The organism is Rhizobium sp. 01N48 (genome assembly GCF_056399145.1).
Map to the genome: position 1 here is coordinate 39939 of NZ_JBFTQT010000006.1, position 13529 is coordinate 53467.

Below are 13529 nucleotides of genomic sequence, written 5' to 3' on the forward strand. Positions count from 1 at the left end.
GGCGCCCGAACCTTTTGAGGCAAAGAACAATGGCAACGAAAACCTCGACAGCACAGTCGCAGCGCATGCTGCGCGTCGGCGAGCAGGTGCGCGCCGCGATCACCCAGGTCCTGCAGCGCGGCGAAGTGCGCGACGACCTCCTGGAAAAGACCGTCATCTCCGTGTCCGAAGTGCGCATGTCGACCGACCTGAAGGTCGCGACCGCCTTCATCACGCCGCTCGGCGTGTCGGATCACGAGACGGTCATCACGGCGCTCAACCGCCACGCCAAATTTATCCGCGGCCGTCTCGGCCCGCATCTCCGGCAGATGAAATTCATGCCCGAGATCCGCTTCCGCGACGATACGAGCTTCGACAATTACAAGAAGATCGACGAGCTGCTGCGCTCGCCCGAGGTCATGCGCGACCTTGAAGACGGCGATACCGACGAGAAATAACAGAAGAGCCTTATGTCCAAACCACGCAAGCCCAAAGGCCGCCCGATCTCGGGCTGGCTTATCCTTGACAAGCCCGTCGACTTCGGCTCGACCGAAGCCGTCTCCAAGATCAAGTGGCTGTTCAAGGCGCAGAAATGCGGCCACGCCGGTACGCTCGATCCGCTGGCTTCGGGCATGCTGCCGATCGCGCTTGGCGATGCGACCAAGACCGTTCCCTACGTCATGGACGGCCGCAAGATCTACGAATTCACCGTGACCTGGGGCGAACAGCGCTCGACCGACGATCTCGAGGGCGAGGTTATCGAGAGCTCCGACAAGCGTCCGACCGAAGACGAGATCCTGGCGCTGCTGCCGAACTATACGGGTGTCATCAGCCAGGTTCCGCCGCAGTTCTCCGCGATCAAGATCGCCGGCGAGCGCGCCTATGACCTTGCCCGCGAGGGTGAGACGGTCGAGATCCCGTCGCGTGAGGTCGAGATCTATCGCCTGACGCTGCTTGAATGCGAGAATGAAAGCACGGCGCATTTTGAAGTCGAGTGCGGCAAGGGCACCTATGTCCGCGCGCTCGCGCGCGATTTCGGCCGTGACCTCGGCTGTTTCGGCCACATCTCCGGCCTGCGCCGCAGCTTCGTGGCGCCCTTCGCCGAAGAGACCATGATCCCGCTCGCCGAGCTCGTCGCGCTGGAAGAAATTCAGGATGACGAAGAACGTCTGGCGGCACTCGATGCGCTTCTGATCGACACCAGCGAAGCACTGTCCTCGCTGCCGCATCTGATCGTCAACGACGACCAGGCCCACCGCTTGAAGATGGGCAACCCCATCCTGGTGCGCGGCCGCGATGCGCCGGTGGAAGAAAGCGAAGCCTATGCCACGGCCCGCGGCAAGCTGATCGCCATCGGCGAAATCGGCCAGGGCGAGTTCCGCCCAAAGCGCGTCTTCGGTTAAAGATCAGCGCGCGGTCCGAACCGCGCGCATCTCTTGTAATCAGATCAGGCCTTCGGCCTTCATCGTCGCCTGGACCGACGGGCGGGCGGCAATGCGCGCCACGTAATCCTTCAGCTTCGGYCAGGCGTCCAGCGAAACGCTCATCGGCTTCGTCCAGCTGGTCACGACGAATGCATAGGCATCGGCCACGGTGAAGTTCGGGCCGGTGAGATAATCGCGGCCGTCGGCCAGAAGCGATTCCAGCCATGCGAATTTCTTCTGCAGCACTTCGCGCGCCGCGTCCTTTTCCGCATCGGTCTTGCCGGGATGGAAGAGCGGGCTGAACGACTTGTGCAATTCGGAGCCGACGAAGCTCAGCATTTCCTGAACGCGGGCGCGGGCAAGCGTGCCGGCCGGAGGTGCGAGGTCGGTGGCGCCATTGCTGTCTGCGACATACTGCAGGATCGCCGGACCTTCGGTCAGGACTTCGCCGCCGTCGAGCTGAAGAGCCGGCACGGCGCCCTTGGGGTTGATCGCAAAGAAGTCGCCGCCGCTTTCCATGACCTTCGTCTTGGTGCTGACCTTCTCGATCTCGAAAGGCTTGCCGATTTCATGAAGGACGATGTGGGATGCCATGGAGCAGGCGCCGGGGGCATAGAAGAGTTTCACGCAAATTCCTTTCTGGACATAGACTTGGCTGGCGCAGGTGATAGTCGATCGCTCTCTCCGCGCAACAAACATTTTGCGTGATCGTGCCTTTGTGATCGCGGCGCCAAATCGCTGATCGGGCGTGAAAAACTCCGCTCTTCCATTCATGTGCCGGATATTGTATAGGCAGCGCCAGCATCAGGCTCGCTTGAATGCATTCGCGGCCAAAGCTGGACGACATCCCGGCTTTTGGCGACCTTATCTCCTCTCATCGAAAGGAACATCCGATGTCGATTACTGCTGAGCGCAAGACGGCACTTATCAAGGAATACGCAACGTTCGAAGGCGACACCGGTTCGCCCGAAGTTCAGGTTGCGATCCTCACCGAGCGCATCAACAACCTCACGGAACACTTCAAGGGCCACAAGAAGGATAACCATTCCCGCCGTGGCCTGCTGACGATGGTTTCCAGCCGCCGCTCGCTTCTTGACTACCTCAAGAAGAAGAACGAAGGCCGTTACACCAAGCTGATCACCAGCCTGGGTATCCGCCGCTAAGGCTTTGCCGGCGGGCGCTCCTTGTGGACGCCCGCCGCATTTGTTTCCGGGGAACGTTTCTCCGACACCGCAGGACGCCCTAGGCGTTTGCGGGACTGCCCGCGGACCCGGATGGGCCGGATCCGCAAAACCAACCGTTGACCTGTCATGGGGCAGGATTGCCGGATGCTTTCGGCCAAGGCGCACACCTTGGCCCGATTTTCTCGACGAGGAAATCGAGACCGCAAAGCCTCCCGTTGTCTTGCCCATGATGCGTCATCAACAATTGCGGTCGTCTGCGCCGTGCCCTAGGGCCAATGGCGCGCCTCCGCATTGAAGGACAAGACATATGTTCGACACTCATTCCGTGGAAATCGAGTGGGCAGGCCGCCCGCTGAAGCTCGAAACCGGCAAGATCGCCCGTCAGGCTGACGGCGCTGTTCTCGCGACCTACGGCGAAACCGTGGTTCTCGCCACCGTCGTTTCCGCCAAGGCGCCGAAGCCTGGCCAGGACTTCTTTCCGCTGACCGTAAACTACCAGGAAAAGACCTACGCAGCCGGCAAGATCCCCGGTGGCTACTTCAAGCGCGAAGGCCGTCCGTCGGAAAACGAAACGCTGGTTTCGCGCCTGATCGACCGCCCGATCCGCCCGCTCTTCCCTGAAGGCTACAAGAACGACACGCAGGTCGTCGTCACCGTCGTCCAGCACGATCTGGAAAACAACCCGGACGTTCTGTCGATGGTTGCTGCTTCGGCTGCTCTGACGCTCTCTGGCGTTCCCTTCATGGGCCCGGTCGGCGGCGCACGCGTCGGCTACATCAACGGCGAATACGTCCTGAACCCGCATCTCGACGAGATGGACGAGTCGATCCTCGACCTCGTTGTCGCCGGTACGCACGACGCCGTTCTGATGGTTGAATCCGAAGCCAAGGAACTGAACGAAGAAATCATGCTCGGCGCCGTCATGTTCGGCCATCGTGGTTTCCAGCCGGTTCTCGACGCGATCATCAAGCTCGCCGAAGTGGCTGCCAAGGAACCGCGCGACTTCCAGCCGGAAGACTTCTCCGAACTCGAAGCCGAAATGCTGAAGCACTTCGAAGCCGAGCTGCGCACCGCCTACAAGAACACGCAGAAGGCTGAACGCTACGCTGCCGTCGACGCCGTCAAGGCCAAGGTCAAGGCGCACTTCTTCCCGGAGGGCGAAGAGCCGAAGTACACCGCCGAAGTCATCGGCGCGATCTTCAAGCACCTGCAGGCCAAGATCGTTCGTTGGAACATCCTCGACACCAAGAGCCGCATCGACGGCCGCGACCTCGAGACTGTTCGCCCGATCGTATCGGAAGTCGGCCTCCTGCCGCGCACCCACGGTTCTGCTCTCTTCACCCGCGGTGAAACGCAGGCGATCGTCGTTGCCACGCTCGGCACCGGCGAAGACGAACAGTACGTCGACAGCCTGACGGGCATGTACAAGGAGCGCTTCCTGCTCCATTACAACTTCCCTCCCTACTCGGTTGGCGAAACCGGCCGCATGGGTTCGCCGGGCCGTCGCGAAATCGGTCACGGCAAGCTCGCATGGCGCGCTATCCGCCCGATGCTTCCCTCGGCTGAACAGTTCCCCTACACGCTGCGCGTCGTCTCCGAGATCACCGAGTCCAACGGCTCGTCCTCGATGGCAACCGTCTGCGGCACCTCGCTCGCTCTGATGGATGCCGGCGTTCCTTTGGCTAAGCCGGTTGCCGGTATCGCCATGGGCCTGATCCTCGAAGGTGATCGCTTCGCCGTTCTCTCCGACATTCTCGGCGACGAAGACCACCTCGGCGACATGGACTTCAAGGTTGCAGGTACTGCCGACGGCATCACCTCGCTGCAGATGGACATCAAGATCGCCGGTATCACCGAAGAGATCATGAAGGTCGCTCTCGGCCAGGCACAGGGCGGTCGTACGCACATCCTCGGCGAAATGTCGAAGGCGATCTCCGAAGGCCGTTCGCAGCTCGGCGAATTCGCTCCGCGCATCGAGGTCATGAACATCCCGGTCGACAAGATCCGTGAAGTCATCGGCTCCGGCGGCAAGGTCATCCGCGAAATCGTCGAAAAGACCGGCGCCAAGATCAACATCGAAGACGACGGCACCGTGAAGATCGCATCTTCCTCGGGCAAGGAAATCGAAGCGGCCCGCAAGTGGATCCACTCGATCGTTGCCGAGCCTGAAATCGGCGTGATCTACGAAGGCACGGTTGTGAAGACCGCCGACTTCGGCGCCTTCGTCAACTTCTTCGGCGCCCGCGACGGCCTCGTCCACATCTCGCAGCTCGCTTCCGAGCGTGTTGCCAAGACCCAGGACGTCGTCAAGGAAGGCCAGAAGGTTTGGGTCAAGCTCCTCGGCTTCGACGAGCGCGGCAAGGTCCGCCTGTCGATGAAGGTTGTCGACCAGGCAACCGGCCAGGAAATCCCTGCCGACAAGAAGAAGGAAGAAGCAGCCGAGTAAGCTGCGCCTTCCGAAGACTTCATGGGCGCGGGAATCTTCTCGCGCCCTTTTTCTATTCAAGATCGAGATAAAACGATGAGCAGCGAGACGCTGAAGACACTGTTCCACCCCTTTGTAAGCGGCACCGTCGAGGCGCCCGGCGAGGGCGAGCGCGTGCTCTTCCTCGGCGCCGAGGCAGGCTTTGCCCTGCCGCAGGGCTTTGCCGCCGCGCTGAGCGCCGTACAGGGCTTCCGGCCTCTGTACCGGCAGCTGCTCGCCCAGCGCATCGAAACCACGCCTGAGGTCGAAGGCGAGGATTATGATGCCGTTCTGGTTCTCTGCAACAAGCACAAGGGCGAGAACGAGGCGAATATCGCCGAAGCGCTCACCCGCGTGAAGATGGGTGGCCTCGTCGTCATCGCCGGCGGCAAGGAAGACGGCATCCAGCCGCTGCGCAAGCGCATGGAAGCCTTCGGCCTGTCGCTCGAGCACATGCCGAAATACCACGGCGTCGCCTTCTGGTTCGGAGCGCCCGCCGATCCGTCCGAAATCATCGCCAAGTTTGCCAAGCCGGCCGCGCGCGTCGACGGCCGTTTCGAGGCTGCCGCCGGCATGTTCTCGCACGACCGCATCGACGACGGCTCCGAGCTGCTCGCCTCGCGCCTGCCAGTCGATTTCACCGGCGACGTCGCCGATTTCGGCGCAGGTTGGGGCTATCTCTCCGTCGAGATGGCGGAACGCTCCCCCGGTGTCAGCCGCCTCGACCTCTACGAGGCGAATTACGCCGCGCTGGAGGCCGCCAAGGCCAACATCGAGGAGAACTGCCCGAATGTACCGGCACGCTTCTTCTGGCACGATCTGGCGGGCGAGCCGGTCAAGGACAAGTACGACCTCATCATCATGAACCCGCCCTTCCACGAAAGCCACGCCGCCGAGCCGGCGCTCGGCCAGGCAATGATCAAAACCGCGGCAGCTTCCCTCCGCTCCGGCGGCCGCCTGCTTCTGGTCGCCAACCGCGGCCTGCCCTACGAGCCGGTACTGGCGGCTAGCTTCCGCGAAAGCGGCGAAACCTGCCGCAACGCCCGCTTCAAGGTCTTGTGGGCGAAGAAATAAGGCCTAGGGTGCCTCGTCCGCATAGTCGCGTCCGAGGTACCCTTGCCTGTTTCAGAGCGTCATCATGACACTGCCGGCCACCTTGAGCGGCAGCTTCTGCGCAATATCGTTCTGCTGAAGCAGCTTTCGCTCTTCCCCGAAGATACCATTGCGCATCGCGTCTCGGATCGCACGGGATCGGGATCGCTCGTGCTCCTCAAGGTCTCCGCCAGCCCCTATGATCGGGACGTTTATCCCGAGGCGGATTGGGTCGCTTTCATCTCAAGCGACGCTGCCACCCTTACAGAACGGCTTCTCGAGTACGTTCCAGAGAATATCGGCGTCGTGTTCAAAGTGGCCAATGATGCCGACCGGCGGGTGATTTCAACACGCTACGCAACAGAACAGAAAGCCTGCTATCTATCCTACACCGGGAAGGGCAGCGTCGGGCGCGATATCGATGTGGCTGTCACCGTCGCGCCTGGAAACGCCGTTCTCGACGCGCTTGAGAAGCAAGGGCACGCCAGCAACTGGCTGCAAGCCCTGCTCGATGCCAACGAGGCTTTTGTCTGCATCCTCGGTCCCGAAAACGAGCCGCAATCGCTGTGCTTCGTCTTCCGGAACTATGGGGCGGTCTGGGAGATTGGCGGCGTCTATACCGCCGAGAATTTGCGGGGCCGAGGCCTCGCGGGCAAAGTCGTCCGCACGGCCCTGGCCGAACTTGCCAAGAGAAACATGCTCTCGCGCTATCAAGTCAGCGCCGACAACAGCGCATCAATTCGCGTTGCCGAGAAGCTTGGCATGCAATGCTTCATGACGCTTACGCACCACCTGCGTTTGCCGAGCACTTGACCGCAATCCGCGTCAGGAAGGCGCCTGACGCAAGCTCACTCCGCACCTCCGGCCGCGCGCTGATCTCGTCGAAGGACGACGGTATCGGCAAAGTCTCGTCTTCCGCCCACAGCCGCAGCGCTTCGATCGCATTGGCAGTCAGATCATCCTCGACGTCGGCTGCGGAAAACACGGACGGCAGATCGGGAAAGCTGATGCCGAAGGCGCTATCCGGCTCCTTGTGCACCAGCGCGAAGAAATATCTCATCATCGCTTTCCCTACTCGCTCAGCCTCGAAGGCTGGGCCTGCGTTGATTTGCGTGTCCGCAGAATAGTATCCAAAACAAAAAAGGCCATGCGCAATATAATGCGCATGGCCTTGCATTCGGTTCTGGCTGGCTGCCGTTTACTCGGCGTCCGCCTTGCGCAGCGTGTCGAGCGCCGGCATCGAGGTGATGTTGAAGCCGGCGTCGACGAAGTGGATTTCGCCGGTGACGCCTGCCGCCATGTCGGAGAGCAGGTAGAGTGCCGAGTTGCCGACGTGATCGATCGTCACGGTCTTGCGCAGCGGCGAGTTCTGCTGGTTCCACGACAGGATCGCGCGGGCGTCCGAAATGCCGGCGCCGGCGAGCGTGCGGATCGGGCCGGCGGAGATCGCGTTGACGCGAATGCCGCGTGGGCCGTAATCAGCCGCCAGATAGCGTACGGAGGCCTCGAGTGCCGCCTTGGCGACGCCCATGACGTTGTAGTTCGGAATGACGCGCGTCGAGCCGTTGTAGGTCAGCGTCAGCATCGAGCCGCCTTCGTTCATCAGGGGCGCCAGGCGCTTGGCGATCTCGGTGAACGAGAAACAGGAGATCACCATTGTGCGGCTGAAATTCTCGCGCGTGGTGTCGGCGTAGAGGCCCTTCAGCTCGTTCTTGTCGGAGAAGCCGATGGCGTGCACGACGAAGTCGAGCGTGCCCCAGCGTTCCTTGATCGCGTCGACAGTTGCGTCGACGGAAGCGATGTCCTCGACGTCGCAAGGCAGTACGAAGTCGGAGCCGGCTTCGGCGGCAAGCGGCTTGACCCGCTTGCCCAGCGCGTCGCCCTGGTAGGTGAAAGCAAGTTCCGCGCCCTGTGCCGCCAGCGCCTTGGAGATGCCCCAGGCGATGGAGTGGTTGTTCGCGACACCCATGATAAGCCCGCGCTTACCCTGCATGATTCCCGTCATGTTATTATCCGTTATAGCGCTGGAAGACGAGCGTGGCGTTGGTGCCGCCGAAGCCGAAGGAGTTGGAAAGCGCGATGTCGATCTTGGCGTCGTCGATGCGCTTGCGCACGATCGGCACGCCGTCGAACTCAGGGTCGAGCTCGGTGATATGAGCGCTTTCGCCGATGAAGCCGGCCTGCATCATCAACAGCGAGTAGATCGATTCCTGCACGCCGGCAGCGCCGAGCGAGTGGCCGGTGAGCGACTTGGTCGACTGGATGTGCGGGATCTTGTTGCCGAACACTTCGCGGATCGCGCCGATTTCCTTGCTGTCGCCAACTGGCGTCGAGGTGCCGTGCGTGTTGACGTAGTCGACATCGCCCTTCACCGTCGAGAGCGCCTGGCGCATGCAGCGGATCGCGCCTTCGCCCGACGGAGCGACCATGTCGTAGCCGTCGGAAGTGGCACCGTAGCCGACGATTTCGGCGTAGATCTTGGCGCCGCGAGCCTTGGCGTGTTCCAGCTCTTCGAGAACCAGAACACCGGCGCCGCCGGCAATCACGAAGCCGTCGCGGGTCGCGTCATAGGCACGCGATGCGGTCTCGGGCGTGTCGTTGTACTTCGAGGACATGGCGCCCATGGCGTCGAACAGGTTCGACATCGTCCAGTCGAGATCCTCGTGGCCGCCGGCGAACATGATGTCCTGCTTGCCCCACTGGATCATTTCGGCGGCATTGCCGATGCAATGCGCCGACGTCGAGCAGGCCGACGAGATCGAGTAGTTGACGCCGTGGATCTTGAACCAGGTGGCGAGCGTGGCCGATGCCGTCGACGACATTGCCTTCGGCACGGCGAACGGGCCGATGCGCTTCGGGCTGTTGTTCTTGATGGTGATCTCGGCGGCTTCGATCAGCGTGCGGGTCGAAGGGCCACCCGAGCCCATGATGATGCCGGCGCGCTCGTTTTCGCTGTAGTCCTTTTCCTCAAGACCGGAATCGGCGAGCGCCTGCTTCATCGCGACATGGTTCCACGCGCCGCCCTGCGACAGGAAGCGCATGGCGCGACGATCGACCAGATCCGTCGGATCGAGCGAAGGGCGACCCCAGACCTGGCACTTGAAGCCGTGCTCGGCGAAATCGTTGGAAAAGGAAATGCCGGACTTGGCATCGCGCAGCGAAGCGGTGACCTCGGCGGCGTCATTGCCGATCGAGGAAACGACGCCCAGACCCGTGACAACTACCCGTCTCATGTGTTTCGACCTTTTCGTTTTTTCTAACTTGGAAAACCGGGCACGGATGCCCGGTGCAATCAGGCGTCTTTGTCCTTGGACAGGCCGACGCGCAGGTCGGAGGCCTGGTAGATGGTTTCGCCATCGGCCTTCAGCCAGCCGTCGGCGGTGCCGAGCACCAGGCGGCCGCGCATGACGCGCTTGAAGTCGATGCCGTATTCGAGGAGCTTGGTGGTCGGGCGGATCATGCCCTTGAACTTCACCTCACCGGTCGAAAGCGCCATGCCGCGACCAGGCTCGCCGAGCCAGCCGAGGAAGAAGCCGGTCAGCTGCCACATGCCGTCGAGGCCGAGGCAGCCCGGCATGATCGGGTTGCCCTGGAAGTGGCAGGGGAAATACCAATCGTCAGGCTTCACATCGTACTCGGCGCGGATATAGCCCTTGTCGAAGGCGCCGCCGGTTTCGGAGATGTCGGTGATGCGGTGAACCATGAGCATTGGCGGCAGAGGAAGCTGCGCGTTGCCGGGGCCGAAAAGCTCGCCGCGGCCGCATGCCAGGATTTCCTCATAGTTGAAGCTGGATTGTTTCGTCGCCATGAAAACTCTAATTCCCCCCGCAACTAAGCTGATGGATGTGAACGTTTAATCCAAGTTCGACGGAAAATGAAGCATAAGCATGACTGAGCTTCACCCACGTCCAAGGACCGGCTGCGCGCCTTATTTGGTGGTCGCATACAGGAAGGCCAAGCCCCCGACCAGCACTAATTACGCGAAAAGCCCGATTTCGCGGCGCTTTGACACCTGTTGTCCCCATTGAAACTATTGAAAGCCATTCGTGCAAAAGTTATATGGCTAATAGAAACATGATTGCGAGACGCTAGATTAGCGGGAGTTGTTGATGGCGGCTGAAGCCCCTCTTACCATTGAAGCAAGGTTGCGGGGCGCTGGCCTCAGGCCGACGCGCCAGCGCGTCGCGCTCGGCGACCTGCTCTTTGCAAAGGGCGATCGCCACCTGACCGTCGAGGAACTGCACGAAGAGGCTGTTGTCGCCGGCGTGCCGGTATCGCTCGCCACCGTCTACAACACGCTGCACCAGTTCACCGAGGCCGGCATGATCCGCGTTCTCGCGGTCGAAAGCGCCAAGACCTATTTCGACACCAATGTCTCCGATCACCACCACTTCTTCGTGGAGGGTGATAACGACGTGCTCGATATTCCTGTCAGCAACCTCACCATCGACAATCTGCCGGAACCGCCTGAGGGCATGGAGATCGCCCATGTCGACGTGGTGATCCGCCTGCGTCCGAAGCGCTCCTGATCAGCACCTGATCCAGATCGATTTTCACATCACATCGTCAGGATGCCGGCCGGGCTTTGCCTTGTAGGTCGGAAACGTCCAGCCGTAGTAAAGCGCGCCGCCGCGCACCGCGAATGCCGCAAGCACCCCCGCGGCCGATGCCACATAGAGCGGTAGCCCGAATTCGTTGGCACCGGTGAAGATCGCCGCGCCGACCAGCGCCGCGCTGATGTAGATTTCCGGCCTGAGCAACACCGAGGGCTCGTTGGCGACGAGATCGCGCAACACGCCGCCGAAGGTCGCCGTCAGCGTGCCGGTGACGATCGCGATGGTCGGCGAGCCGGTGGCCGCCAGCCCCTTGGCCGCCCCCATGGCGCAATAGGCCGACAGTCCGACCGCATCGAGCCAGATCAGCAGCCGGTAGCGCGATTCCACCATATGCGCGGTGAAGAACACCAAGACGCCGGCGGCACAGCAGACCAGGATATAGGTGGGGTTCAGAACCCAGAAGACCGGCACGCGACCCAAAACGATATCGCGCACCGTGCCGCCGCCGATGCCTGTGATGACCGCGAAGAACAGGAAGCCGATCAGATCGAGCTGCTTGCGCGAGGCGGCAAGCGCGCCCGTTGCCGCAAACAGGGCAACGCCGGCATAGTCGAGATAGACGAATGGCGACATCGCGTGCTCCAATGGCGATCTTTCCCTCGAATAATCATGGCCGCAAGGGCGGCGCAAGGCGGATCAGCCAAACTCACGAACCAATGCCGTCCTTATCCGACGAAAAGAGAACCTGTGAAAACGCTGCTGATCGCCTTGAACCTCGTTGCGGCTCTTGCCGTATCCACCGCGGCCCACGCCCAGCAGTCGCTGCTTCCCGATCCTGAGATTTACGAGAAGGATCATTTCAAGAAACAATGCACCGAGGTCGAGTTCTCCGACGGCTTCGTCACCCATCAGGACATCAACAATGACGGGCTGGTCGACGTCGTCGTCAACGAGGGCGAAATGACCTGCGACGGCACCAAGGGCCCGCAGTGCGACGAAGACGGCTGCGTCTACAATTTCTATCTGCAGGTGGCCGAGGGCGGCTATTTCATGATCGCCACCGCCAAGACCTACGGCTACGATTTCGTGCAGCGCTTCGGCAACAAGGTGCTGGCCATGAAGATGCATCCGCGCTTCTGCGACCGGCCCGATGGTGATCCGAAGACCGATCCCTGCGTCATCACCACCCGCGTGCGCGGCACCAAGTTCGTCACCATCTCCAAGAAGTAGCCGGAAACAGCCGGGCTCAGCGCGGGTAAAACTCCGAGGTGCGCCCGGCGAAGTAATATCCGACAAGGCCGAACCATTCGCGGATCGCCGTTGTCATGTTCTGCGCGTTCCGGTTCGGCTGGGTGAAGTCGAGCGCCAGACGCTCGTGGCCATCGGTCCTATAGTCCGTCGGCCAGGGCGTCACGTCGATGCCGAGCTTGCGGAAGATCCCGACCGAGCGCGGCATGTGATAGCCGGATGTGATCAGCAGGCAATTGGAAAGCCCCTGGCTCGCAAGCAGGTCCTTGGTGTTGACGGCGTTTTCGAAGGTGGTCCGCGAAGTCGTCTCCTGGACCAGCCGCTCCTTCGCCACGCCGAACAGCGGGAAGAACCGCTCCGCCATGACCGCGTCGCCCTCGTAGACACCAGACATCGACCCATCGCCGCCCGAGACGAGAATGCGCGACTGCGGATATTTCTGCGCCAGCCTCAGCGTCTCGATAAACCGGTCGCCGCCGGCATTCATCTCGATCCCGTGCCTGGATGTATTGACCTCGTTCTCGAAACCGCCGCCGAGCACGATCATGCATGTGAGCTCGGCCGGATCCTGCGGTTTGGCGAAGCGGTCCTCCAGCCCCTGCAGCAGATAGTTGCCTGCTGTCGTGTAGAGCGTGATGAAAAGCACCAGCGCGGCGCAGGCGGTCGCGAGCACGCTGATGATGCGAAAGCGGATCAGCCCCGCGATCAGCGCGGCCAAAATAAGCAGGAAAGCCAGCGATAGCGGCTGGCCGAAAATCCAGACGAGTTTCGAGAAGACAAACACGCGGGGCCTCCGTTCCTGCATCGGTTCTGGAACGACGTCTAGCTGATTCGCAGACAGGATGATGCGACGATCACTTCGCGCGCTGGGCCGACGCGCGGGCGGCAGCCGACTGGTTGAACCGCCGCTGCAGCGGCTTCGGGATGAGAAGCGCGGCCAGCGCGATCAGCATCGCGAAGGCGGCGACCACCCACAGCGCCGACGCACCCGCAACCTGCGTCAACAGCGCGCCGGCTATGGCGCCGAGCAGCATGCCGAGCCAGGGGACGATCTGGATCGTCCAGTCGAGCCGCCGGTCGCCGATCAGAAAGCGGCCAATGCCGCGCCCGAAGCGCGACAAAGCGCCGGTCACATAGGTAAGCCCGATCGGCAGCCCCTCGATATGCTCCACCGCGGCGTTCACCACCCCCATGGAGGCGACGATCAGGTAGAAGCGGGGGAGCGCAAGGCCGGGCTCGCTCATCAGCGAGGCGCCCGCCAGCATCACCCCGACGCAGCCGAGCACCACGAAAACCCGCCGCTCGGCGAAATGCGCAAGCACGATCCCGGCCGCGTTGCTGAGCACGAAGACGATGATCGCCGCAATCAGCACGGCCGCATGCCCGAAGTTTCCTGCCCCAAGCGAAAGTGCCGCCCGCGTCGTATTCCCGGTCATGAACGACACAAAATCGCCGCTCAGCACCAACCCCGTCGCATCCGTCATTCCCGCCAAGAACGAGATCGCCCCGGCGAGGGCAAGCCCCGTCGCGGTGCGGCGCGTGTGGATGATGCGGCGTCGTCTTTGTCGTGTCATGGGTGGGG

The 13529-nt window shown here is 62.0% G+C and carries 16 protein-coding genes; 8 read left to right on the top strand and 8 right to left on the bottom strand.

What is annotated here, in order from left to right:
* Positions 1-29: 29 nt before the first annotated feature.
* Positions 30-437, top strand: coding sequence for a 30S ribosome-binding factor RbfA (gene rbfA / locus AC1DOG_RS13360; RefSeq protein ID WP_018899114.1), 408 nt, complete (start codon positions 30-32; stop codon positions 435-437).
* Between the two features lie 12 nt (positions 438-449).
* Entirely contained in the window at positions 450-1382 is a 933-nt protein-coding gene (truB, locus tag AC1DOG_RS13365) for a tRNA pseudouridine(55) synthase TruB (protein ID WP_183900797.1), read from the top strand.
* Between the two features lie 39 nt (positions 1383-1421).
* Here truB and gstA read toward each other — a convergent pair whose 3' ends face one another.
* On the bottom strand, positions 1422-2030 hold the full coding sequence (gene gstA, locus AC1DOG_RS13370; RefSeq protein ID WP_477928599.1) for a glutathione transferase GstA: 609 nt from the start codon (positions 2028-2030) through the stop codon (positions 1422-1424).
* Between the two features lie 266 nt (positions 2031-2296).
* Here gstA and rpsO point away from each other — a divergent pair, with 266 nt between their 5' ends.
* The 4 genes from rpsO (at position 2297) to AC1DOG_RS13390 (ending at position 6956) form a co-directional block, all read left to right on the top strand.
* Positions 2297-2566: a 30S ribosomal protein S15 gene (rpsO, locus tag AC1DOG_RS13375; protein ID WP_026283114.1), complete on the top strand. Its 270-nt coding sequence runs from the start codon at positions 2297-2299 to the stop codon at positions 2564-2566.
* A 328-nt stretch (positions 2567-2894) separates the two neighbouring features.
* A complete protein-coding gene (pnp, locus tag AC1DOG_RS13380) occupies positions 2895-5033 on the top strand; it encodes a polyribonucleotide nucleotidyltransferase (protein ID WP_113197270.1) in 2139 nt (712 codons plus the stop codon).
* 75 nt (positions 5034-5108) lie between these two features.
* Positions 5109-6125 (top strand): class I SAM-dependent methyltransferase, encoded by a 1017-nt coding sequence (locus tag AC1DOG_RS13385; protein WP_477928602.1) that lies wholly within the window; start codon positions 5109-5111, stop codon positions 6123-6125.
* 42 nt (positions 6126-6167) lie between these two features.
* Positions 6168-6956: a GNAT family N-acetyltransferase gene (locus AC1DOG_RS13390; protein WP_477928604.1), complete on the top strand. Its 789-nt coding sequence runs from the start codon at positions 6168-6170 to the stop codon at positions 6954-6956.
* Here the strand turns inward: AC1DOG_RS13390 and AC1DOG_RS13395 are convergent.
* From AC1DOG_RS13395 to fabA, 4 genes are all read right to left on the bottom strand, one after another.
* A complete protein-coding gene (locus tag AC1DOG_RS13395) occupies positions 6925-7203 on the bottom strand; it encodes a type II toxin-antitoxin system HicB family antitoxin (RefSeq protein ID WP_477928606.1) in 279 nt (92 codons plus the stop codon). The genes AC1DOG_RS13390 and AC1DOG_RS13395 overlap by 32 nt on opposite strands.
* Before the next feature lie 138 nt (positions 7204-7341).
* Positions 7342-8148, bottom strand: coding sequence for an enoyl-ACP reductase FabI (gene fabI, locus AC1DOG_RS13400; protein ID WP_113009686.1), 807 nt, complete (start codon positions 8146-8148; stop codon positions 7342-7344).
* A 4-nt stretch (positions 8149-8152) separates the two neighbouring features.
* Positions 8153-9376 (bottom strand): beta-ketoacyl-ACP synthase I, encoded by a 1224-nt coding sequence (gene fabB, locus AC1DOG_RS13405; RefSeq protein ID WP_477928608.1) that lies wholly within the window; start codon positions 9374-9376, stop codon positions 8153-8155.
* A gap of 59 nt (positions 9377-9435) precedes the next feature.
* Positions 9436-9951 carry a 3-hydroxyacyl-[acyl-carrier-protein] dehydratase FabA gene (gene fabA / locus AC1DOG_RS13410; protein WP_018899123.1) on the bottom strand — a complete coding sequence of 172 codons (516 nt, stop codon included), beginning with the start codon at positions 9949-9951 and terminating at the stop codon, positions 9436-9438.
* A 301-nt stretch (positions 9952-10252) separates the two neighbouring features.
* On the opposite strand from fabA, the gene irrA reads away from it, so the two are divergent.
* On the top strand, positions 10253-10672 hold the full coding sequence (irrA, locus tag AC1DOG_RS13415) for an iron response transcriptional regulator IrrA (protein WP_026283115.1): 420 nt from the start codon (positions 10253-10255) through the stop codon (positions 10670-10672).
* 24 nt (positions 10673-10696) lie between these two features.
* Here the strand turns inward: irrA and AC1DOG_RS13420 are convergent, their stop codons facing one another.
* A complete protein-coding gene (locus AC1DOG_RS13420) occupies positions 10697-11332 on the bottom strand; it encodes a trimeric intracellular cation channel family protein (RefSeq protein WP_111563053.1) in 636 nt (211 codons plus the stop codon).
* A gap of 114 nt (positions 11333-11446) precedes the next feature.
* Between AC1DOG_RS13420 and AC1DOG_RS13425 the strand changes: the two genes are divergently transcribed.
* The gene (locus AC1DOG_RS13425) at positions 11447-11929 is read left to right on the top strand and encodes a hypothetical protein (RefSeq protein ID WP_477928611.1); all 483 of its coding nucleotides are present in this window, start codon (positions 11447-11449) and stop codon (positions 11927-11929) included.
* A 16-nt stretch (positions 11930-11945) separates the two neighbouring features.
* Here the strand turns inward: AC1DOG_RS13425 and AC1DOG_RS13430 are convergent, their stop codons facing one another.
* A complete protein-coding gene (locus AC1DOG_RS13430) occupies positions 11946-12731 on the bottom strand; it encodes a YdcF family protein (protein ID WP_477928613.1) in 786 nt (261 codons plus the stop codon).
* 70 nt (positions 12732-12801) lie between these two features.
* Complete coding sequence (locus AC1DOG_RS13435) at positions 12802-13521, bottom strand: YoaK family protein (protein WP_477928615.1); 720 nt, start codon at positions 13519-13521, stop codon at positions 12802-12804.
* Between the last annotated feature and the right edge of the window lie 8 nt (positions 13522-13529).

Excerpts from the sequence above, each read along its gene's own strand:
- rbfA (WP_018899114.1), top strand. The coding sequence starts at position 30 with ATGGCAACGAAAACCTCGACAGCACAGTCGCAGCGCATGCTGCGCGTC.
- truB (WP_183900797.1), top strand. The coding sequence starts at position 450 with ATGTCCAAACCACGCAAGCCCAAAGGCCGCCCGATCTCGGGCTGGCTT.
- rpsO (WP_026283114.1), top strand. The coding sequence starts at position 2,297 with ATGTCGATTACTGCTGAGCGCAAGACGGCACTTATCAAGGAATACGCA.
- pnp (WP_113197270.1), top strand. The coding sequence starts at position 2,895 with ATGTTCGACACTCATTCCGTGGAAATCGAGTGGGCAGGCCGCCCGCTG.
- AC1DOG_RS13385 (WP_477928602.1), top strand. The coding sequence starts at position 5,109 with ATGAGCAGCGAGACGCTGAAGACACTGTTCCACCCCTTTGTAAGCGGC.
- AC1DOG_RS13395 (WP_477928606.1), bottom strand. The coding sequence starts at position 7,203 with ATGAGATATTTCTTCGCGCTGGTGCACAAGGAGCCGGATAGCGCCTTC.
- fabI (WP_113009686.1), bottom strand. The coding sequence starts at position 8,148 with ATGACGGGAATCATGCAGGGTAAGCGCGGGCTTATCATGGGTGTCGCG.
- fabB (WP_477928608.1), bottom strand. The coding sequence starts at position 9,376 with ATGAGACGGGTAGTTGTCACGGGTCTGGGCGTCGTTTCCTCGATCGGC.
- fabA (WP_018899123.1), bottom strand. The coding sequence starts at position 9,951 with ATGGCGACGAAACAATCCAGCTTCAACTATGAGGAAATCCTGGCATGC.
- irrA (WP_026283115.1), top strand. The coding sequence starts at position 10,253 with ATGGCGGCTGAAGCCCCTCTTACCATTGAAGCAAGGTTGCGGGGCGCT.
- AC1DOG_RS13420 (WP_111563053.1), bottom strand. The coding sequence starts at position 11,332 with ATGTCGCCATTCGTCTATCTCGACTATGCCGGCGTTGCCCTGTTTGCG.
- AC1DOG_RS13435 (WP_477928615.1), bottom strand. The coding sequence starts at position 13,521 with ATGACACGACAAAGACGACGCCGCATCATCCACACGCGCCGCACCGCG.